Source organism: Paenibacillus cymbidii (assembly GCF_004764705.1).
Classification (GTDB): domain Bacteria; phylum Bacillota; class Bacilli; order Paenibacillales; family NBRC-103111; genus Paenibacillus_AN; species Paenibacillus_AN cymbidii.
Genome location: NZ_SHLX01000018.1, coordinates 98,503 through 120,242, shown reverse-complemented (window position 1 = coordinate 120,242; position 21,740 = coordinate 98,503). Strand labels below are relative to the sequence as shown.

Here is a 21,740-nt window from a genome sequence, read left to right as displayed (position 1 = left end):
GCATGCCGAAGTTTCTGCTCAAGCGTTGGCACGGGCTGCACATGCTGTGGGCGTTCGTGTTCATGATCGTGCTGGTCGCCGTATTGTCCGCTTATCAGCTCATTCTGGGCATTGTCGCGCTTCTGATCAGCGCCGGGCTTGCGTACTACACGATCATGGCCGAGCGGGCGTTCCGCAAAGATTTGAACCGCTATGTCGGCACGCTGTCGCATCGGGTGAAGCGGGCGAGTCACGAAGTCATTACGGAGCTGCCGATCGGCATCCTGCTGTACAACGAGGAGCGGGTCGTCGAGTGGCATAATCCGTATGTGGCGAAGATGCTGGAGAAGGAATCGGTCATCGGAGAGCCGCTGCACGATGTGCTGCCGATGCTCAAGAACCGCAAGGAGAAGGAAGCCAGGCTCGATATTACGATCGGCAAGAAGCTGTACCAGGTGCAAGTGAAGGCCGAGGAGCGGCTGCTGTTCTTCCAGGACATTACGACGCAATCGGATCTGTACCGGCGCTATCAGGAAGAGAAGATCGCCATCGGCATCGTCATGCTCGACAATCTCGACGAGGCGACGCAAGGGATGGACGACCAGACGAGAAGCATTACGCTGGCCAAGGTAGCCGGGGAAATCAGCGAATGGGCGACGCGGCACCAGATTTATTTGCGCCGGACGTCGTCCGACCGGTTCTTTATCCTGATGGATCAGAAGGGACTGCATCAGCTGGAGCAGACGCGGTTCGATATTCTCGACGAAGTGCGCGACTCGACGATCGAGCTGAAGGTGCCGTTTACGCTCAGCATCGGCGTAAGTGCGGGAGCGGCCGGCCTGATCGAGCTCGGCTCACTGGCGCAGTCCAGTCTCGACATGGCGCTTGGGCGCGGCGGCGACCAGGCGGCGGTCAAGGTCGGCCAGCGGCTGTCGTTCTACGGCGGACGCTCCAATGCGGTGGAGAAGCGAACGCGCGTTCGGGCGCGGGTCATTGCGCACGCGCTGCGCGATTTGATTCGCGAGAGCGACAACGTGTTCATCATGGGGCACAAGCTGCCGGATATGGATTCGGTCGGCGCGGCGATCGGCCTGAAGAAGGTCGTCGAGCAATGCGGCAAGCAGGGCTATGTCGTCATTGAAGGCGTCAACCCGTCGATCCAGCGCTTGATGGAGGTCGTGCAGCAGGACGAGAAGCTGAAGAAGTGGTTTATTACGCCGGAGCAGGCGCTGCAGCTGATGAAGCCGCGCAGTCTGGCGGTCGTCGCCGACACGCACAAGGCGTCGCTCGTCGCCGAGCCGAAGCTGCTGCAGGTGGCGCAGCGCAAGGTCGTCGTCGACCATCACCGCCGCGGCGAAGAGTTCATCAACGACGCGGTGCTCGTCTACATGGAGCCGTACGCTTCGTCGACCTGCGAGCTGGTGACCGAGCTGCTGCAGTACGTGCAGGAGCGGGTGGCGCTCGACTCGCTGGAAGCGACGATGCTGCTGGCGGGCATCACGATGGATACGAAGAGCTTCAGCCTGCGCACCGGGGCGCGCACGTTCGAGGCGGCGTCGTTCCTGCGCCGGCACGGCGCCGATTCGGCGCTGATTCAGCGGCTGCTGAAGGAAGACCTGGCTTCGTTCGTCAACAAGTCAGAGGTCATCAAGCGGGCTGAGATTCTGTACGACCACGTGGCGCTGGCAGTGACGGAGCCGAACCGCAAATATTCGCAGTTGCTGATCTCCCAGGTTGCTGATACATTGTTGAATATGACGGACATCATGGCCTCTTTCGTCATTTCGGAGAGGCTGGATGGACAGATCGGCGTCAGCGCCCGGTCGCTCGGGCAAATCAATGTGCAAGTGGTGATGGAGCGGCTCGGCGGCGGCGGCCATTTGACGAACGCCGCGGCGCAGCTGGCGGGCACCGTGCAGGAAGCGGAAACGAAGCTGAAGCGGGTGCTGGCGGAAATACAAGCGGAGGAGGGGCTGTTCGAATGAAAGTGATTTTTCTCAAGGACGTCAAGGGCCAGGGCAAGAAGGGCGAAGTGAAGGAAGTTTCCGAAGGATACGCGGTGAATTTTCTGATCAAGAACGGTCATGCGGCGGCAGCGTCGGATTCGAATATAAAGGTGCTTGACCAGCAGAAGCAGTCGGAGCAGAAGAAGAAGGACCGCGAGAAGGCGGATGCGGAAGCGTTGGCGGCCAAGCTGGGCGAGTTGACGCTGCAGATCAAGGGCAAGGCGGGCGAAGGCGGACGGCTGTTCGGCTCGATCACGACGAAGCAGATCGTCGAGGAGCTGGAGCGGCAGACGAAGCTTGTCGTGGACAAGCGGAAGATGACGCTGAACGACCCGATTCGTACGCTGGGCGTAACGAACGTGCCGATCAAGCTGCATCACGATGTGAACGCTACGCTGAAGGTGCAAGTGACCGAGGAGTAGGGGAAGGTGACCCGGTTCGTCGCTTCGGCTGTTGCGCATGCGACGCTGTGGGGCGAGTTTAGCAGGCAGCACCCGTCTCGAAAAGAGTGAGATTCGAAATACGCCCTGTTTTATTGGCTATTTCGTGAAAAATGGACGACAGTAACGAAATAACCAGTGAAATCACTGGTTATTTCTTAGAAAAGTTCGGTTTTCGGGTTGTTTGGTCGCAATAGCCAGTGTTTTCACTGGCTATTGTCGTCGAAACGAGCTAAAAGGGGCAAATAAGCCATTTTTTGTGGGCTATTTGTGGAGGAAGCATGGGTGGCATCGTTTTGCACGGAGAGAATCGGCCTGCTCAGCATGAAGAGCATCCCCAGCACGCCTCTGGTTCCCCTATATGATATGCCGAAATGAATACACAAGCGTTATATTCGTAGAAACCCTCCATCGGATCCTGTTCGGACCCTATTGATACGATCTGTCAGCTGTCGTGCATCTTCAGCGGGAATTCGGCAAGTTCTTTCCACGCGTTAGGAGACCGGCAGGCGCAAGGCAAGCAAGCGACGAAAGGATGCGAGAAGCGTGGATTTACTCGACAGCCGCGTTCCCCCGCAAAATGTAGAAGCCGAGCAAGCCGTGCTCGGCGCCATCCTGCTCGACAGCGAAACGCTGACGGCGGCGATGGAGCGCATTGGCGGCGACGACTTCTATCGGTCGTCGCATCAACACATCTTTACCGCGATGATGGAGCTGGCGGAGGCCGGCGAGCCGGTCGACCTGGTCACCTTGACGTCGCGGCTCAAGGATAAGCAGCAGCTGGACGACATCGGCGGCGTCAACTACCTGGCACAGTTGGCGCAGGCGGTGCCGACTGCGGCCAACGTCGACTACTACGCTCAGATCGTCGAAGAGAAATCGCTGCTGCGGCGGCTCATCCGCACGGCAACGCAGATTGTCAGCAGCGGCTTCGCCGCCGAGGATCAGGCGTCCGAGCTGCTCGGCGACGCGGAGCGGCGCATTCTCGAAATTTCGCAACGCCGCGGCGGCAGCGGCTTCGTCGCCATCCGCGACGTGCTGATGGAAGTGTTCGAGCGCGTCGAGTTTCTGTCGCAGAATAAGGGCGGCACCACCGGCATCGCGTCCGGCTTCCGCGACCTCGACAAGATGACGGCCGGCTTCCAGCGGTCCGATCTCATCATTGTCGCCGCGCGTCCGTCCGTCGGCAAAACGGCGTTCGCGCTCAACATCGCGCAGAACGTCGGCGTGCGCGAGAAGGAGACGGTCGCGATTTTCTCGCTCGAGATGGGCGCCGCGCAGCTCGTGCAGCGGATGCTGTGCGCCGAGTCGAACGTCGACGCGACGCGGATGCGCACCGGCTACCTCGAAGGCGACGACTGGCAGAAGCTGACGATGGCGATCGGCGCGCTGTCGGAAGCGAACATCTACATCGACGATTCGCCGTCGGTGACGGTGACCGACATTCGCGCCAAATGCCGGCGCCTGAAGAAGGAGAAAGGGCTCGGCATGATCCTGATCGACTACTTGCAGCTGATCGCCGGCCGCGGCAAAGGCGACAACCGCCAGCAGGAAGTATCGGAAATTTCGCGTACGCTCAAGCAGATCGCCCGTGAGCTGGAAGTGCCGGTCATTGCGCTGTCGCAGCTGTCGCGGGGCGTCGAGCAGCGGCAGGACAAGCGGCCGATGATGTCCGATTTGCGGGAATCGGGCTCGATCGAGCAGGACGCCGACATCGTGGCGTTTCTGTACCGCGACGACTACTACGACAAAGAGTCGGAGAAGAAGAACATCATCGAAATCATCATCGCCAAGCAGCGGAACGGCCCGGTCGGCACGGTCGAGCTGGCGTTTCTGAAGAACTTCAACAAGTTTGTAAGTTTGGATCGGACGCATCAGGACGCGGCTTCCGGCTACTGATTTTGCTCTTATAAGCCAATATCCGAACGATCGTACAGCAACCTGTGCGATCGTTCGTTTTCGTTGACTTTATCTTGCTTGACTGATACACTGGAATTGCTGTGCTGAAAATGGGGCATCCTGTGCCTGACGGAGGTATGCGTATGTCAACGGTAGTTGTTGTAGGAACGCAGTGGGGAGACGAAGGGAAAGGCAAGATCACCGATTTTCTGGCGGAGTCGGCCGATGTGGTGGCGCGTTACCAGGGCGGCAACAATGCCGGGCACACGATTCTGATCCAGGACAAGAAGTATAAGCTGCACTTGATTCCTTCGGGAATTTTCTATACGAATAAAGTTTGCGTCATCGGCAACGGCCTGGTGCTCAACCCGGCGGCTTTGATCGAAGAGATCAACTACATTCACGAGAACGGCTTTTCGACCGACAATTTGAAAATCAGCGACCGCGCTCATCTCATCATGCCTTATCATCTGCTGCTGGACGGACTTGAGGAAGAACGCAAGGGAGATGGCAAAATCGGGACTACCCGCAAAGGCATCGGCCCTTGCTACGTGGACAAGGCAGCCCGCAACGGACTGCGTATCGCCGACCTGATGGACGCCGCCGAATTCGAGCGCAAGCTGCGCAAGCTTGTGGCCGAGAAGAACGAACTGCTCGTGAAAGTATACGGCGCCGACGCGCTGGATGCGGAAACGATTCTCCGCGAATACCTCGGCTATGCCGAAGTGCTGCGTCCGTATGTCACGGACACGTCTGTCGTGCTCAACGATATGATCGACGATGGCCGCCGCGTCCTGTTCGAAGGCGCGCAAGGCGTCATGCTCGATATCGACCAAGGCACTTATCCGTTCGTTACCTCGTCTAGCCCGACTGCGGGCGGCGTTTGCAACGGCGCCGGCATCGGCCCGACGAAAATTCACCAGATCGTCGGCGTCGCCAAAGCCTACACGACGCGTGTCGGCGACGGCCCGTTCCCGACCGAGCTGCTGAACGCCACCGGCGACCGCATCCGCGAAGTCGGCAACGAGTACGGCACGACGACGGGACGCGCCCGCCGCGTCGGCTGGTTCGACAGCGTTGTGGTCCGCCATGCCCGTCGCGTCAGCGGCATCACCGGCTTGTCGCTCAACTCGCTCGACGTGCTGAGCGGGCTGGAGACGGTGAAGATCTGCACCGGCTACAAGTATCGCGGCGAAGTGATCCAGCACTACCCGGCCAGCCTGAATATGCTGGCGGAGTGCGAAGCGGTGTACGAGGAGCTGCCCGGCTGGAGCGAGGACATCTCCGGCGCGCGCACGCTGGCCGATCTGCCGGCCAATACGCGCCGCTACGTGGAACGGGTGGCGGAGCTCACCGGCATCCCGATCGCGATCTTCTCGGTCGGCCGCAACCGCGAGCAAACGAACCTGGTTCGCCCGGTGTACGCATAATTCAAGAAGCCTCCGGAACGGGTGCAAGTTGCCCGTTTTGGAGGCATTTTCTGTTTCTGTGGGGGACGAAATAGCCAGTAAAAAATGGCTTATTTCTCAATGAAGCTAATCGCTTACGCTCGCTGATCCTGCGCTGTCCACCGTAACCTGTCTCCGCCGCTATCCGTTTGTTCGATCATCGCCACTCTTGCAGGCATCACCGCCGCGAGCACTCCGTCTGCCGCCGCCCGCAAGCCCCGAATGGTTCCTTCCACACGTCTATCCGCCAAAATCCGCTTCACCGCCTCAATTGCGCATCCGTCCACCGTCTGGCACTGACCCGTAACAGTCTGCCTCTGTCGCTATCCGCTCTTCTATCCGCCACCTCTTCATCACATCTCCCTTCGACGCTCCAGTGCCCCACCCGTCACCCACAAATTTCTCTTGTGCCGCGTTCCCCCTCCGTCCGCCGCGTTAAAACGCAACAAATCGGTCAATACTGGTAACTGGCGCAATTTTACAGTTGCAAGGCAGATTTGTCGCTAGCACATGAAGGAACGGAAGGAGAATGACGATTGCTCAGATGGTTGAACTGGATCAGCAAGCTGCTCGTGGCGGGCATCTTGATTGCCGGCCTGACGCTATATATTACATGGGTCACGGTGAGCATGTATGTGGAGAAGATTATCGCCCAGTTGCCGATTGAAGGTGTACAGCAGGTGGACTTGCCCGAGCTCGTTGGGCGATTGACGCAAGGATACAATTTGATGAAAAGCTTGGGCTCCGGCAATGGCGCCGGCAACGGAAACGGGGCGAAAGGCACTTCCGCCTCCGCAAACGCAAATGCGGCCGGGAGCCCCAGCCCGACGCCTGCGGGAAGCGAGGCCGGGAGCGGCAACAGCGGCGGTACGGCGGCGCAGAAGCAGCCGGGCGACGATGCGCTGGCGGTCATGGGGCGCAGCGGATCGCAAGGGTCCGGCATGACGGAGCAGCGGGAGTTGGTCATGTCGGCCGATCAGTTTCTGCGGGCGAAAGACAATTTGACCGAAGAAGACAGCATGACGATCTTCTCCCTGCTGATCGCGCGTCTGTCGCAGGACGAGCTGCAGCAGTTGTCCGCCATGGTCGAAGACGGCATAACCGAAGATGAACTCGGCCAGGTGGAGCGAATCGTCGAGAACCGGCTTCAACCGGGCGAGTATCAGAAACTGCTCGATATCCTTCAGAAGTACTAATTTCAGCGAGTCGTCACAAAATCGACAAAAAATCCGCGCTCCGGCGTTCGGCTTTGGCAAGCCGTTCGCTCGGAGGAATGGATGCGACCAAGCCGCGTCCCCGATCTTGCCGCTCGCCCATCCGCAAGCTCATGCCTCGGACGCCGCTACCCGCACCGGGGTAAGCGTTTTCCCTCGCAACCGAAAGAAAGCGCATTCAAAGCCCTTCGCAACCCGTTCGCCTACTTCGTTAATCCGCCCGTTTTCCGGCGCAGCGCCCCGGCAATCCTTTGTCTCTTTTCGTCGAATCGAGGGAAATTTTTAGAATTTTCTAGTCAATTACTCCTATTTAGGCGGTGAAAACGGTTGATAAAAGAAGTCCCCCGTGGTACTCTAAACAAGTACATTCTTTTCCATGACAAGTTGAACGGCTCCCCGTCTTACCCAGACAGGCCGCTTCTGCACGACATGCAAGCGCACGGATGGCGGTTTCCGCCCGTTCCGTCCCTACCTGCATGACGATATCGACAGCACCCGGACATACCGGAAATGTACATGCAACGTCTTGATTCGGAGATTCTGCTCCTCATTAGGAACGGCAGCGTTCGCGCAGGTCGCGCCGTCGTTTCCCGGAAATGCCAAGCATCGCCGCTTCGTTTCCGTGAGAATCGCATCGTACCGAATGAGGCGGCTATTGTCGTCTCTTCCGGCTTTTTGCGGTGCGTGCCCGGGATCTTGCCATTGTTTTCCGCTATCGGAACGGCGCGTGAGCCGCGATGCTCCCGCCCATGACCTCCATCCTGACGAAAAGGAGACCATCATGACAGGTTTCAAGTTGTTCCAATGGATCAAAGACCGACGTGACGCCCTCGCCGGCGCCGTGGAGAAGATCCGCTCCAAACGCTTGAACGGCCCGACAACCGACACGGATCAACCCGCCAAAAAACGCTTATTCGCACTCGTATCGATACAACGGTTCTCGGCCAAGTCCGCCGCGCTCGCAGCGGAAACGGGCAACAAGCTTAAGCAATCCAGCCTGACGCGCGAGACGTACTCCAAGTTCCGCGTGTACCGCAACGCCATTCTCGGCAGCGCCGGGGCGTTCGGACTGGCGACCGCTCTGACGGTCGGCGGCGATTATTATGTGAAGGCGAACACCTTCGAAGTGTATCACGTGCTCGTCGGCGGCCAGGAGGCGGGAATTGTCAGCAGTCCGCAAGTCGTGGACGACTACAAGATCGCCAAAGTGAAGCAAGTCGAGCAGGAAAATCCGAACGTTCACATGGTGCTCAATACGAACGAAATCGTCTTGCGGAGTGAAAAGGCTTACAAAATCACCAGCGACGACGAAGCCGCTCTGAAAGGGCTGGACGGTCTGATCAAGTCGCACGCGGTTGGCGTGAAGCTGTTCGTTGACGGCAAGTTGATCGGAACGATGAAGGATAAGGACGAAGCCGATCAGATGCTGGAGCAGATCAAGAGCCAGTACACCGGCAAGAAGTCCGACGGCGCGGCCAAGGTGAGCGTGCTGTCCGCACCGGCCAAGGAATTGAACGTTGGCGAGTCCGAGCTGCAGTCGGCCGATTTTGTCCAGAAGGTGGAAGTGGTGGCGGCGGATATCGAGCCGAGCGACCTGCAGGATCCGAACGATCTGCAGAACAAGCTGGTCACCGGCGACGTGCAGCCGACCAAATATGTCGTGCAATCGGGCGACTGCATCTCCTGCATCGCCAAGAAATTCAATATTTCCAAGCAGGCCATTTATAATAACAACCCCTGGATCGTCGACGACAAGATCAAGGTTGGGCAAGTGATGGATTTGACGGTGCTGCAGCCGACGCTGTCGGTTCGCACGGTGGAGAAGGTCGTCGAGAACCAGGAAATCCAGTACGATACCGAATACCAGAAAGACGACACGATGCGCGCCGGCACGACCAAGGTCGTCAGCCCCGGCAAGAACGGGCTGAAGAAGGTGACGATCAACGTCACCAAGGTCAACGGTCTGATGGCAGACGAACAAGTCATCGGCGAAGAAGTGATCGAGCAGCCGGTCAAGGCGGTGGCTGTCCGCGGCACGAAGGTCGTGCTCGGCGAAGGCACCGGCAAGTTTGCCTACCCGGTATTGTCGGCCAGCCTGTCCAGCGGCTTTGGCTATCGTTGGGGTGCGCTGCACAAGGGACTGGATTTCACGAGTCCGAACAAGAACATTCTCGCTTCCGACAACGGCAAAGTCGTTTACTCCGGTTACGACAGCGGCTACGGCAACCATATCATTATCGATCACATGAACGGGTATCGCACGTTGTATGGCCACATGAGCAAGCTGAACGTCTCCGTCGGCAAGATCGTCGAGAAGGGCGAAGTCATCGGCATCATGGGCAGCACCGGCGATTCGACCGGCGTGCATCTGCACTTCGAAGTGCAACGCAACGGCGTCGCGGAGAACCCTCTTAAATATTTAACCCGCTAGGCATTAGTTAAAACATGGTAGACGCGGTAGGAACGGGAACGTTCCTGTCGTGTCTCTTTTTGTGTTAGAATAGGAGCAAACGATACCCATATCAGCAGCTGCGGATGGTGAAGCCAATGTTCGGGAAAATACTCGTCGTGGATGACGAACAACCGATTGCGGATATACTGAAATTCAATTTGGAAAAAGAGGGCTACCAGGTGCTCTGCGCCTACGACGGCGGAGCGGCGGTGGAGCTGGCGTTAAGCGAAGACCCCGACCTGATCCTGCTCGACCTGATGCTGCCGGTCAAGAACGGCATCGACGTCTGCCGGGAAGTGCGCGCCAAGCGCAACACGCCGATCATCATGCTGACGGCCAAAGATTCCGAGATCGACAAGGTGCTCGGGCTCGAGATGGGCGCCGACGACTACGTCACGAAGCCGTTCGGCACGCGCGAGCTGTTGGCGCGGGTGAAGGCGCATCTGCGCCGGCAATCGCAGGCGCAAGTGCAGCAGGAGCAGGAGGCGCCGCCCGGACCGCAAGGGCTGCGCATCCACCGGCTGCTGATCGACAGCGACATGTACGTCGTGTACAAGGACGGACAGCAGCTCGACCTGACGCACCGCGAATTCGAGCTTATCCACTATATGGCGCGCAACTGCGGCAAGGTAATGACGCGCGAGCATTTGCTCCAGGCGGTGTGGGGCTACGATTATTATGGCGACGTGCGCACGGTCGACGTGACGATTCGTCGGCTGCGCGAGAAGATCGAGGACGATGCAAGCCGTCCGGAATACATTACGACACGAAGAGGGCTGGGCTATACGATGCGCAATCCCAAGTAGGGGAGGCGGCGTCGCGCCGGCCCGGTCGGCATTGGCGTTCGCGGGGACGCCATTCGGGGGGATTTCCCAGTGAAGGCGAAGGGCAACCATTTTTTTGGCACGGTTCAGGCGAAGCTGATCATCATCTACGTGCTGCTCATTCTGTTCGCGATGCAGCTGATCGGCATCTATTTCATCAAGACGATGGAAAATTCGTTCATGAGCAACTACACGGAGTCGCTCAACCAGCAGGCGGGCCTGCTGGCGGAGCTGGTCGGTTCGGCGCTTACCGCAACGCAGGAGAGCGGCGCCAGCAAGGCGACGGCCGGCGACGGGAAGAAGACGCCGACAAGCGAGCTGAACGAATACGTCAGCAACTGGTACAAGGTGAGCAACGCCGACGTCCAGATCATCGACGCCAACGGCATCGTGCTCAGCACGTCGCAGCAGAACGCGCAGGCGATCGTCGGACAGAAGAATACGCAGCAGGTCGTCAGCCGGGCGCTGCAGAACATCAAGGACAACGATAACGAGCGCACGATTACGGATACGGACGGCACGCGCAAGAAGGTCATCGTCAAGCCGGTCAGCGGCCCGGGGGACAAAATCATCGGCGCCGTCTATATCGCGGCGTCGATCGAAGACATTTACAAAACAACGAACCGGGTCAACCGCATCTTCCTCACGGGAACGCTGATCGCGCTGGCGCTGACAGCGTTGCTCGGGGTTATTTTGTCGCACACGATTACGAGTCCGATCAAGGAAATTACCCGTCAGGTGACCTCGGTCGCCAAGGGCGAATACAACCAGCGGGTCAAGGTCGCGAACCAGGACGAAATCGGCCAGCTCGGGCAGGCGTTCAACGAAATGACCGAGCGGCTGAAGGACGCGCTGGCGCTGAACGAAGAGGAGAAAGACAAGCTCGCTTCGATTCTGGCGAACATGAGCGACGGCGTGATCGCGACGGACGATGCCGGACGGGTCATCGTTGTCAATCACCGGGCGAAGACGATGCTGCAGCTCGGCGACAACGAGCCGATTGGCCGCGAGCTGGGCGCGGTGCTCGGCTTGCCGCAGGAGAAGCTGAAGCTGGCCTCGGCCCGGCCAGCCGGTGCTGGCGCCGGAGCGGAGCGGTTCGACGGCGCCGGCCGCGGCGAGAACTCCACGCTGATCGAAACGATCGATCCGGAAGGCGAAGAGTCGCGGCAACTGCGGGCGACGTTCACGTCGATCCATCGCCGCGAGAAGGGCGTCACCGGCACGATCGTCGTGCTGCAGGACGTCACGGAGCAGGAGGAGCTGGAGCGGGCGCGGCGCGAGTTCGTGGCGAACGTGTCGCACGAGCTGCGCACGCCGCTGACGACGATCAAGAGCTATCTGGAGGCGCTGGACGACGGCGCGCTCGAGGAGCCGCAGCTGGCGCAGCGGTTCGTCGGCGTAACGCGCAGCGAAACCGAACGAATGATCCGGCTCGTCAGCGACCTGCTGCACCTGTCGCGTTTCGATTCGAACCAGGCGCGCATCGAGCGGTCATGGACCGACGTGACCGAAATGCTGGAGGAAGTGGCCGACCGTTTCTCGTTTCAACTGCAGCAGCGCAACATTTCGATTTACTTGTTCGTGGAGGTCGGCATCGACCGGCTGCTGCTCGACCGGGACAAGATCGACCAGGTGCTCGACAATCTCGTCTCCAACGCGATCAAATATACGGCCGATTACGGGCGGATTGACCTTTCCGCGCGCAAGCTGGAGAACGGGGCGATCTCTTTCTCCGTCGAAGACAACGGCATCGGCATTCCGAAGAAGGATTTGGACCGCATCTTCGAGCGTTTCTACCGCGTCGACAAGGCGCGTTCGCGCAACATGGGCGGCACGGGGCTCGGGCTGTCGATTGCCCGGGAAATAATCAAAGCGCATGGAGGCACCATCGCGCTGGAGTCGGAATACAACCGCGGCACGAAGGTCAGCTTCGTTCTTCCCGCCGCCCTGGAGGGGGGCGAAGCCGTATGATGGAGAAATTCAAATCATTCGCGCTCACTGCGCTTGTCGTCGCATCGCTGGTGCAAAGCTACTTCCTGGCGTACAGCTCGCCCAAATTCGATATGGTCACGCCGACCGATTATGTGGAAACCCAGTTGAGCGGCACCCAGGCGGAGCTGGAGGAAGTGTTGTTTCCCGAGGAAATTGTCCTGCATTTTGGCGCGAAGAAGCATACGTTGCTGCCTGTGAATCATCAGTTTTACCACATGATCTTCGACGATTTCATCAGGAAGCGGAGCTTCGAGGGCCTGCGCAAAACGGGGCTGATCGGCAGCACCGTCAACTGGGAAGACGTGCGCAACAACCAGCCGGGCTTCGAGGTGCGCTTCAAGGAGGGCATCCCGCTGCACGCGCTGCAGAGCATCGTGCCGATCAAGGAAGACGTGCCGCTCGACAACGACCTGATTACCCGCATCTGGATGTATATGAACCCGGGCAAGGAAGAGGTGAAGACGTTCTTCTTCACCGACAACCCGCAGATCATGTACGAAGCGGTCAAAGCGGACGTGACGGCCAAGGACGTGGAGAAGTACGTCGGACTTGGCGCCTATTTGCCCACGTACCACAGCGACAACGGCGACTACTATTTGCCCGACGATCCGATTACGGCGATCGCGGTGAAGATGGCGTACACGCAGTTTACGTCGGAGCAGCTCAAGCGCAGCTTGTTCGTCGATCCGGAGATGACGCGGTTCCTGCTGGAACGGGACGGTACCCAAATCTACACCGACGGCAAAAAAGGGCTGCAAATTCGCGGCGACCAGCACTGGCTCAGTTACACGGATCCGATTTTCACGTCGGTCGAGAGCCGCAGCGACAGCCGGGAGAACCTGGTGTCGGCGATTCAGTACATCAACCAGCACGGCGGCTGGAACGGCACGTTCCTGTACAGCCGGTTGACGCCGAAGACGGCGGTCGGGACGCAGACGTTCCTGTTCCGGCAGTATGTCGACAGCATGCCGATTATCAATGCATATCCGTCGCAGTTCGGCTATATCAAGGTGTCGCTGCAGAAGGGCGTCGTTTCCAGCTACGAGCGTTCGTTGATTAATCTCGACGGCAAAGGCGCGGCCAAAACGGACGTCACCCTGCCCGGAGGCAAAGCGCTGGACGATATGCTGTTGGCTTACGGCAAGCGGTTCAACGTCGTCGCCGTGTTCCCTGCCTACCAGGCGAGCGTCATCGACCAAACCGTGGAACTGATGCCGCGGTGGGCAGTAGAACTACGCGACGGCACGTACGATTTTCTTTAGAGGAAGTTCAAAAAGTCGGGGGTGAATGCCAGGTGGATTGGAGCCGCGCCAAAACGATATTGATCGTTTCGTTCTTCTTCCTGAACGTGCTTCTCGGGTATCAGCTGTGGGCCGTGCGGTTCGACCAATCCACCTCGGCCGCCGACAAGAAGAGTTTGATCGAAGAGACGAACAAGCTGCTCGAGAGCAAAAGCATCCGCGTGCTGACGAAAGTGCCGGAGGAAACGCCGCTGATGAAGCAGCTGACGGTGAAGGTGGACGAGAAGAGCCGCAACCCGGCGGTCGTCGCTTTGACTACGCCGCTGCGCGTCAGCGGCATGCCGGGCAAGAGCGGGTTCCGCGACCTGCTGGCCAAAGCGAAGGTGCCGCATGCCGCACTTTACAGCGCGGATCCGGCGATCAGCACCGAGATCGTGTACGTGCTGCACCAGAACGAGCAGAATGTGCCGCTGTTTGATGCGACGCTGCAACTGTTTGTCTCCGGAGGGGAAATTTCGGGTTACAAACAGACCTATGTTGAAGTACAATCAGGAGGGGAACAGAAGGAGCAGAAGGTCATTTCCGCGTATACGGCCATCCGCGCGCTGGCGGAGAAAATACCGGACGGCTCGATCATCACCGACATCAAGCTGGGTTATCACGGCCAGCAATACGATTCGGAAACGCAAGTGCTGCTCCCTTATTGGCGGGTGCTGCTGGCGGAAGGCAATCCGATCTATATCAAGGCGTACAACGGGGAAATCGAAGGCTTGCAATCGCAGGTCAAGTAAGCGGGAGCGCAAGTGGAGGAACGAAACCTACATGGGATTGCGGTTTACGAACCTGTCGAGTGGATCGACGGGCAACGCGACGGTTGTCGGCAATGGGGAAACGTATGTGCTCGTCGACGCCGGATTGCCGGCGAAGCGGGTCGTTCAGCTGCTGGAGGAGCGGGAGCTTGACGCGGCCGTGCTGCAGGCGATCCTGGTGACGCACGAGCATTCGGATCATATCAAAGGCATTGGCGCGCTGGCGCGCAAGTACAACTTGCCCGTCTACGCCAACGAAAAGACGTGGAAGCAGCTGGACAAGCATATCGGCGAAATTGTCGCCGCCAAGCGGTGCATTCTGCCGACCGGCGCGCAGGTCGAAATCGGCTCGATGCAGATCGAGTCGTTCGGCATTTCGCACGATGCGGTCGAGCCGGTCGGTTATTGCTTCCGCGACGGTACGGAGAAGCTGAGCTTAGCGACCGACCTTGGCTACATGAGCCAGAAGGTGCGCGACGCGATCGCCGATTCGGACGTGTTGGTGCTGGAGTCGAACCACGACGTGGGGATGCTGCGCATGGGCAGATACCCCTGGCACATCAAGCAGCGCATCCTGAGCGACATCGGGCACTTGTCCAATGAAGCGGCAGGGGAGGCGCTGTGCGACATCCTGAGCGGCCGGACGAAGCGGGTGTATCTCGCGCATCTGAGCCGGGACCACAACATGATGGACTTGGCGCGGATGACGGTGGCCAATATTTTGCGCGATCATGGCATTACGATCAAGGAGCGCGTGTTTCAGCTGATGGATACTTACTACGACCGGCCTACGAAATGGGATGTGCTGGCGGAAGACTGAGCGAGTCGAGCATGGCCGCTTTGGCTTCCAGTTCGTCCTTGGAGCAGATGCCTTTCTCGACCAACAGTTCGGTCAGGACGCCGATCATGAGCAGGCTGCGGTAGTGCTGATCTTTCAGGTCGGCGAGCTTGGCCACCAGTTCGACTTGTTCCATGGGCGACAAGAGACGGTTCATGGCGTTCGGACGCTCCTTTCGGCGGTGCGCTTTGGGCGCGGCAGGCTTGACCGCGACGTAAATTGGGTATGTTACTATTGTAGGCACGTATTGGAAAAAACATTCCGATCGCGATCGGAATTGCTTCTTGCTTTTGACCGGCGATTGGGAAAATACGAAAGTGCGGCTCGTGTCGTGTGACCGGCGGCGATGAAGGGAGAGAGCGCGGGATGAGCTTGTTTCGCGACGATTTTTATTCAACCAAGGTGTCCAAATGGAGTCGCGGCGCTTCCCCTGGCTTTCGGTCGTGGCAGCGAACGGGGACATTCCCTTCCTTGCTCATCGCCGGTGCCGGCGGTGCCCTTCTCATGCTGGTGTTGTTCTGGGCGCTGAGCGTGAGCGGCGCGATCCAGCTGCACGGCGGCGGCACGCAGCCGGAGGCGGCTCCGAGTCCGGTGCCGGCCAAGGGCACGACGGCCGCCGACAACCGCGACCGCGCCGTCGACGCCGCCGCCAAGGTGGGGCCGGCGGTCGTCAGCGTCGTGAGCACATTCCAGGACAAGGATAAAGTGAAAGGGATGGGCATCGGTTCGGGCGTTATTTTCCAGAAGACGGGGGATAAAGCGCGAATCGTAACGAACAACCACGTGGTGGAAGGCGGCACGAGCTACGAAGTGATTTTGTCGAACGGCGATCGCCGCAAGGCGTCGTTGGTCGGCAGCGATCGGATGACCGATCTGGCGGTGCTGGAGACGGATGCCGGCGGCATCAAGACGGTCGCGGACTTTGGCGATTCGGATTCGCTCAAGGCGGGGCAATCGGTCATTGCGATCGGCAATCCGCTGGGGCTGGAGCTGTCGCAGTCAGTGACGGCGGGTATCATCAGTTGGCCGAAGCGAACGATTCCGGTGTCGCTCGCGTCCGATGGGGAAGCCGACTGGGAGATGGAAGTCATCCAGACCGACGCGGCGATCAATCAGGGCAATAGCGGCGGGGCGCTGGTCAATTTGGACGGCCAGGTGATCGGGATCAACAGCTTGAAATATGCCGACACCGGCGTGGAAGGACTGGGGTTCGCGATTCCGAGCAACCAGGCAAAGCCGATTCTCGACACGCTTGTCCGCGACAAGAAAGTGAAGCGGCCGTACATCGGCATTACGCCTGCGGATTTGCAGTCGTTCACGAGCGGGCTGGAAGTGCTGAAGCTGCCGGAGTCCGTCAAGGCGGGCGTCATCGTGCTGGACACGACCGGTCCGGCCAAAGAGGCGGGGCTGAAGATGAACGACGTCATCATCGAGCTGGACGGCAAGCCGATCTCGGGGACGATCGCGCTGCGCAAGTACTTGTACTACGACAAGAAGATCGGCGACAAAATCGCCGTCACCTATTACCGCGCCGGCAAAAAAGCAAGCGTCAACCTGACGCTCGGCGAGCTGACCGACAAGTAAACGGGTCGGAGCGTTTGATCGACACCGTTCGGCGGCGGCGGCGGGATGGGCTTGGGTTGCGGACAGCCGGACGGTCGGCGAGGGGACCACGAATGGACAACAACAGAATCGGGTGGGATTGGCAGCAGATGTATGTCGTATGCAAGGATCATGTGGAAATCGCGATCGACCGGTTCGTGGATGAGTACGAGGAAGCGCCGGACATCGTCGACTTGCGTGACGTGACGTTCCGCGCGTGGAAGCCGCCGGTTCGCTGCGAAGAACGGGATTGCTCGTGCGAAGGGCGATTTCTGGTCGTATAGCTTGCTTGCTCAATTGTTTATGCAGAAGGGTTGTCTTGTCCACCGGAAGGTTGGTGGCAGGCAGCCTTTTTTTGAAGGTTGGAAACCGCCGTTGCAACGCAGCGCCGGGTTGATTCGTATCAGTAAAGTTAAGCGATATCTGCGGCGAGCCGATCGAGCGGGCCTTGTTCGGCGGCGATATCGAGTATGTCGTAGACCGGGATCGGAAACATCGGGAAGCCGACGTAGTAAGGCGACAGCTCGTAAAGCGGGTAGTACAGGACAAGCGACTTGTCCGCAAGGTAAAATGGCTGCTGCGGCGATATGTGCTGGAAGCCGTTCAACAGCGGAATTTCGCGGCGTTTGATTTGTTCGGCGACGATGGCGGACAGCTTGGCGACATAATTCGCGTTCGGCTGGAACAAACTGGCGAGCGTGTCGATCGCGCCGGTCCGGGTGTCGAACGTAAGCGATTTGGCCACCGTGTTGCCGTGGGCCATATGTGGAGCGTAAGCATAGTTGGTGAACAGAATGCTGAGGATGCCGCGTTCGTTGGTTTTGATCTCGAAGTGGCCGGTCATTTGTTCCGGCGCGCCGGGCAGCGTGTTGAGCTGCTCTTGCTGCAGCGACAGCACCGTCTGGTTGATGGCGCGATTCATCCGCTCCTCCGCCTGCCGGTCCGGCAAGCCGACGATGCGCGGATAATAGATCGCGGTCTCGCCCGATTTGAACACATGCGACTGGATCGCAACCGGCAATTGAAACAAGGCCATGGCGTCGCCCCCTTCGTCAAAGCACCCGTTACATTAGCCTATGCGCCATGTCTCGTCCCGGTTCGCTAGGAATCGCGCCGGCGGCGGGCAAAAGTTGCGACGGCCTGTCACGCCGTTTGCTTTATCCAGATTGAGCCAGTATAGTTAAAGTTGATCGGGAATCGTTGGGGCGCCCGTTTGCTGCCAGCAAGCGTACAAGCCCGAACGAGCGCAGCCCTGTGGAAAGGTGAATGGTTCCAGAATGAGTTGGATCGATACGATTTCCGGCATGTCCTGGGAGGACGTGCAGCATATATTGAATCGGTATGAGGCGCTGGGGCCCTTGCCCGGCATTGTGGCCACGTTCGTGGAGGCGTTCCTGCCGATCCTGCCGTTGATTGCGATCGTGATTGCCAACGTCAACGCTTACGGTCTGTGGGAGGGCGCGCTATTGTCCTGGATCGGCGTAGTGGCCGGGGCGATGTGCGTATTCTTGTTTTTCCGCCGGTTCGGCGGGCGGTTCCGCGGTTTCGTGGAGCGTAAGTACCCGCGCACGAAGAAATTTATCGAGTGGGTCGAACATCGCGGTTTTACGCCGGTGTTCGTGTTGGCTTGTTTTCCGTTTACGCCTTCGGCGTTCGTCAACATCGTAGCGGGCATCTCCAAGCTGCCCGTGCGGGTGTTCCTTATTGCCACCTTGCTCGGCAAGGCGATCATGATCCTGATCGTGTCGCTGGCCGGCCACGACCTTGGCAACCTGCTCAAGACGCCGTGGAAGCTGGTGCTCGTCGCTGTTATGCTCGTCGTGATCTGGTTCATGGGCCGCAAGCTGGAGGCCCGGTATACGCGCTAATCCCAAGATTTCGCACGGAGGCATCTTGCTCGTATGAACATTACCATCGTCGCCGTCGGCAAGCTCAAGGAGAAGTACTGGGCCGACGGCATTGCCGAATATATGAAGCGGCTCGCTCCCTATGCCAAAGTGCAGATCGTCGAAGTCGCCGACGACAAAACGCCCGACACGCTCAGCGCGGCGGAAGAGCGGCAGGTCATCGCCCGCGAGGGTGAGCGCATCCTGGCGCAGCTGAAGCCTGACGCGTACGTCATCGCCATGGCCATCGACGGCAAGCTGCTCTCCTCGGAGGAGCTCGCCGACCATATGAGCCGCCTCGGCACCTATGGCCGCAGCCAGCTCGCCTTCGTCATCGGCGGCTCGCTTGGCCTCTCCCCGGATGTCCTCCGCCGCGCCGATTTTCAATTATCCTTTGGAAGAATTACTTACCCGCATCAATTGTTGAGAGTAGTGCTCGTGGAGCAGGTTTATCGGGGGTTTACAATTATGAAGGGACGACCGTACCATAAGTGACGGCGAAAAATTTTTTTCTTAAAACTTGCAAAGCGCTTGTATTGCCCGCAATCTGTTCGATGCCGAACTGAAAATAACAATGACGCAGAAAAGAGAGTGAATGTTCATGATACAAATAACGATTCCGACTCCGGATGTCACGATTTACAAACAGAAGGCCCCTGAATTAAGCCATATTTACGGGTTTACGGATTTCATTCTGATTCCAAGAGATAAAGCGGGGATTTTTATGTTCTACAATGATAAGGATGAACTCCTATTCGTTGGAAAGGCACGAAAGCTAAGACCCAGAATCAAGAAGCATTTCGAGGATACGGTATCGGTCATCAAAGAGAAGCGGGAGGAAGTGATCAGAATCGAGGTTTGTTTAGTCGAGGATCCCGTCCATAGAGAAATATACGAGACGTACATTATCAACGAATATAAGGCTAAGTACAATGTAGACAAGGTGTTATACAAATAATAGACAGAGCTCCTATTGCCCAAGGAGCCACGAAATTATATGATAACGCAAAAATGCCCTTAATCCACGTTCAGCGGGTTAAAGGCATTTTGATCTATATGCCGAGCTAGAATTGTAAGTTGGTTGCGGGGGCAGGATTTGAACCTGCGGCCTTCGGGTTATGAGCCCGACGAGCTACCGGGCTGCTCCACCCCGCGACAGTGTAACTAAGTATTGTGATCTTTAACGTTGACCGGAAATTTAATACTACAGCAATTCGAGCCAATATGCAAGCTTACGGGGCTTTTGAATTACACACTCCATAAATAACTTGAGAATAAAGCAAGAATGTTTTGCACCTATGTTAGAATTCATAGTATGGATGTAAACGGACCATCCAATGGCGGCTGCGGTGCTCCTTTCACTTTTTAGCCGTCTTATAACTTTCAGAGAGCAGGATAAGTTGTAATGACATTTAATAAAAAACAACGCTACCGCTTTAGTGAAGCGCCCATATGGAATATTCAGCGGAAGTACTATGAAAAAGAAGGAACGAAGGCTTGGAATAATGACCAAGTTCCTCAATATATAACGAGTAATCCGATGATCGCTGCTTCCTATGCCGAAATGATAGTTGGGTTTCTTCAAGATCGGGCGAATAAGGAAGATTGTTTGGAACCTGTTATGATTGTGGAGCTCGGAGCAGGAGCGGGACGTCTTGCTTTTCATGTGTTAAGTGAGTTGCGCCAGTTAAGAGACTATGCGGGGACTTCGCTACCTCCGTTCCGTTATATTATGACGGATTTGGCGATAAACAATGTTCTGGCCTGGAGGGAGCATCCTGCTCTACAAACTTTTATTGCCGAAGGATTACTCGATTTTGCGAGGTTTGATGCTGTTCATGATACGGTTCTGAACCTTGTTGTATCAGGCACAACGATTAGTGAAGGAGATTTAAAACAACCGTTAGTCATTGTTGCCAACTACTTTTTTGATAGCATTCCACAAGAGTTGATTTATGTAGATGATGGTCGAATTTATGAAGCCGATGTTTTTGTCGAGTATCCCGAACTTCATGATTCACTTAAACCATCGGAATGGTTAGAACAAATAGCTTTGCATTATGAGTATCGGCGGGCACCCGAGTACGAACAAGAAACCTATCCATACCGTGATGTCATTGCAATCTATCAGGAACAACTAGAAGATTCGCATATATTGTTTCCAGTTGCCGGAATCACTTGTTTGGAGCGTTTGAATCGGCTGTCTCTGGTGACGGGATTCCTCTTAATAACGGCAGACAAGGGAGATCATTTGCTTGATAACTGGAAATTCGCAGAACCGCCAGAGTTGATCCTGCATGGAAGTTTTTCTTTAACGGCAAACTACCATGCGATTCAGCATGTTTTTGAACGAAGAGGAGCCATCGCGCTATTTCCCCCGCATCATTATAAGAATATAAACGTTGGCTGTATTCTCAATATGGATAAACCGATGAGCTATTTCAATACAAGATTAGCTTATCGTCGATGTATGGAACGTTTTGGTCCGGATGAGTTTTTCAGTTTGAAGATATGGGTAGATCACAATCTAGATAGCATGGGACTACAACAAATCTTGAGTTTTTGGCGTTTGGGTGGGTATGATGCGGAATTTTTCATTCAAAGTACGAAGCGGATCTCTAGTCTGTTGCCGGATGCAAACGATGAAGAAATGCAGGATATTTCGAAAGGCATACAGCTTATGTGGTCATCGTATTACGTTATGGAGCAGCGCTATGATTTGGCACTCGATGCCGGGCTGCTACTGTTTGAGATGGCAATGTACGAGGACTCCAAGCGTTTTTTAGAAATTTCGATACATCAAGAACAAGATGAGATCGTATCGACCGTATTTTATTGTCTGGCTATTTGTTGTTTCGAGTTAGAGTTAGACGAAGATGCCCTGAGCTACGTGCGGAAATTATTAGTACTCGAGCCTGATCATGAAGAGGCATTGGAATTGTTAAACAAATTGGAGTTGGGCTAGTCGGGTCCAATAAATGGCGGCAGTCCAGGACGTTAACTTCTCGTCAAAGGTTGCCGCTTTCCGGGTGCAGGTAGTTGCAACCTCATGGGAGTGAAAAAGACTTTCTGCCAGAGAGGAGTATGCCGCGGCAGCTCCTTTCATAATT

At 57.1% G+C, this 21,740-nt stretch carries 19 protein-coding genes and 1 tRNA gene; 17 read left to right on the top strand and 3 right to left on the bottom strand.

The features are described 5' to 3' along the window. The first annotated feature begins 2 nt into the window (after nt 1–2). The 11 genes from EXY20_RS23650 (at nt 3) to EXY20_RS23600 (ending at nt 15,124) form a co-directional block, all read left to right on the top strand. Entirely contained in the window at nt 3–1,964 is a 1,962-nt protein-coding gene (locus EXY20_RS23650) for a DHH family phosphoesterase (protein WP_135554589.1), read from the top strand. Continuing rightward, nucleotides 1,961–2,407: a 50S ribosomal protein L9 gene (rplI, locus tag EXY20_RS23645; RefSeq protein WP_135554588.1), complete on the top strand. Its 447-nt coding sequence runs from the start codon at nt 1,961–1,963 to the stop codon at nt 2,405–2,407. Before EXY20_RS23650 ends, rplI begins: the two co-directional genes overlap by 4 nt. 564 nt (nt 2,408–2,971) lie before the next feature. After that, nucleotides 2,972–4,324 carry a replicative DNA helicase gene (gene dnaB / locus EXY20_RS23640; RefSeq protein ID WP_135554587.1) on the top strand — a complete coding sequence of 451 codons (1,353 nt, stop codon included), beginning with the start codon at nt 2,972–2,974 and terminating at the stop codon, nt 4,322–4,324. Nucleotides 4,325–4,467: 143 nt separating this feature from the next. Next, complete coding sequence (locus EXY20_RS23635) at nt 4,468–5,754, top strand: adenylosuccinate synthase (protein ID WP_135554586.1); 1,287 nt, start codon at nt 4,468–4,470, stop codon at nt 5,752–5,754. A 554-nt stretch (nt 5,755–6,308) separates the two neighbouring features. Then, entirely contained in the window at nt 6,309–6,968 is a 660-nt protein-coding gene (locus EXY20_RS23630; protein WP_135554585.1) for a hypothetical protein, read from the top strand. A gap of 799 nt (nt 6,969–7,767) precedes the next feature. Beyond that, on the top strand, nt 7,768–9,417 hold the full coding sequence (locus EXY20_RS23625) for a peptidoglycan DD-metalloendopeptidase family protein (protein WP_135554584.1): 1,650 nt from the start codon (nt 7,768–7,770) through the stop codon (nt 9,415–9,417). A 116-nt stretch (nt 9,418–9,533) separates the two neighbouring features. Further along, nucleotides 9,534–10,244: a response regulator YycF gene (gene yycF / locus EXY20_RS23620; protein WP_135554583.1), complete on the top strand. Its 711-nt coding sequence runs from the start codon at nt 9,534–9,536 to the stop codon at nt 10,242–10,244. Between the two features lie 69 nt (nt 10,245–10,313). Next, nucleotides 10,314–12,233 (top strand): cell wall metabolism sensor histidine kinase WalK, encoded by a 1,920-nt coding sequence (gene walK, locus EXY20_RS23615; RefSeq protein ID WP_135554582.1) that lies wholly within the window; start codon nt 10,314–10,316, stop codon nt 12,231–12,233. After that, nucleotides 12,230–13,516 carry a YycH family regulatory protein gene (locus tag EXY20_RS23610; protein WP_135554581.1) on the top strand — a complete coding sequence of 429 codons (1,287 nt, stop codon included), beginning with the start codon at nt 12,230–12,232 and terminating at the stop codon, nt 13,514–13,516. Before walK ends, EXY20_RS23610 begins: the two co-directional genes overlap by 4 nt. Nucleotides 13,517–13,548: 32 nt before the next feature. After that, a complete protein-coding gene (gene yycI / locus EXY20_RS23605) occupies nt 13,549–14,286 on the top strand; it encodes a two-component system regulatory protein YycI (RefSeq protein ID WP_135554580.1) in 738 nt (245 codons plus the stop codon). Nucleotides 14,287–14,317: 31 nt separating this feature from the next. Then, on the top strand, nt 14,318–15,124 hold the full coding sequence (locus EXY20_RS23600) for an MBL fold metallo-hydrolase (RefSeq protein WP_135554579.1): 807 nt from the start codon (nt 14,318–14,320) through the stop codon (nt 15,122–15,124). On the opposite strand, the gene EXY20_RS23595 is transcribed toward EXY20_RS23600, so the two are convergent. Continuing rightward, nucleotides 15,093–15,299 carry a hypothetical protein gene (locus tag EXY20_RS23595; protein ID WP_135554578.1) on the bottom strand — a complete coding sequence of 69 codons (207 nt, stop codon included), beginning with the start codon at nt 15,297–15,299 and terminating at the stop codon, nt 15,093–15,095. The genes EXY20_RS23600 and EXY20_RS23595 overlap by 32 nt on opposite strands. A gap of 209 nt (nt 15,300–15,508) precedes the next feature. On the opposite strand from EXY20_RS23595, the gene EXY20_RS23590 reads away from it, so the two are divergent. Then, the gene (locus tag EXY20_RS23590) at nt 15,509–16,726 is read left to right on the top strand and encodes a S1C family serine protease (protein ID WP_135554577.1); all 1,218 of its coding nucleotides are present in this window, start codon (nt 15,509–15,511) and stop codon (nt 16,724–16,726) included. Between the two features lie 128 nt (nt 16,727–16,854). Further along, a complete protein-coding gene (locus EXY20_RS23585; RefSeq protein WP_135554636.1) occupies nt 16,855–17,028 on the top strand; it encodes a CxxH/CxxC protein in 174 nt (57 codons plus the stop codon). 128 nt (nt 17,029–17,156) lie between these two features. Here the strand turns inward: EXY20_RS23585 and EXY20_RS23580 are convergent, their stop codons facing one another. Then, entirely contained in the window at nt 17,157–17,780 is a 624-nt protein-coding gene (locus tag EXY20_RS23580) for a DUF3298 and DUF4163 domain-containing protein (RefSeq protein ID WP_135554576.1), read from the bottom strand. A 241-nt stretch (nt 17,781–18,021) separates the two neighbouring features. Here EXY20_RS23580 and EXY20_RS23575 point away from each other — a divergent pair, with 241 nt between their 5' ends. From EXY20_RS23575 to EXY20_RS23565, 3 genes are all read left to right on the top strand, one after another. After that, entirely contained in the window at nt 18,022–18,612 is a 591-nt protein-coding gene (locus tag EXY20_RS23575) for a TVP38/TMEM64 family protein (RefSeq protein ID WP_135554575.1), read from the top strand. Between the two features lie 33 nt (nt 18,613–18,645). Then, nucleotides 18,646–19,125 carry a 23S rRNA (pseudouridine(1915)-N(3))-methyltransferase RlmH gene (gene rlmH, locus EXY20_RS23570; RefSeq protein WP_135554574.1) on the top strand — a complete coding sequence of 160 codons (480 nt, stop codon included), beginning with the start codon at nt 18,646–18,648 and terminating at the stop codon, nt 19,123–19,125. A gap of 106 nt (nt 19,126–19,231) precedes the next feature. Continuing rightward, nucleotides 19,232–19,588, top strand: a complete 357-nt coding sequence (locus EXY20_RS23565) for a nucleotide excision repair endonuclease (RefSeq protein WP_036692130.1) — start codon at nt 19,232–19,234, stop codon at nt 19,586–19,588. Nucleotides 19,589–19,708: 120 nt separating this feature from the next. Here EXY20_RS23565 and EXY20_RS23560 read toward each other — a convergent pair. After that, nucleotides 19,709–19,785: transfer RNA gene (locus tag EXY20_RS23560), tRNA-Met, on the bottom strand. A gap of 250 nt (nt 19,786–20,035) precedes the next feature. Here EXY20_RS23560 and EXY20_RS23555 point away from each other — a divergent pair. After that, nucleotides 20,036–21,595 carry an SAM-dependent methyltransferase gene (locus tag EXY20_RS23555; RefSeq protein WP_135554573.1) on the top strand — a complete coding sequence of 520 codons (1,560 nt, stop codon included), beginning with the start codon at nt 20,036–20,038 and terminating at the stop codon, nt 21,593–21,595. The last annotated feature ends 145 nt before the right edge of the window (nt 21,596–21,740 follow it).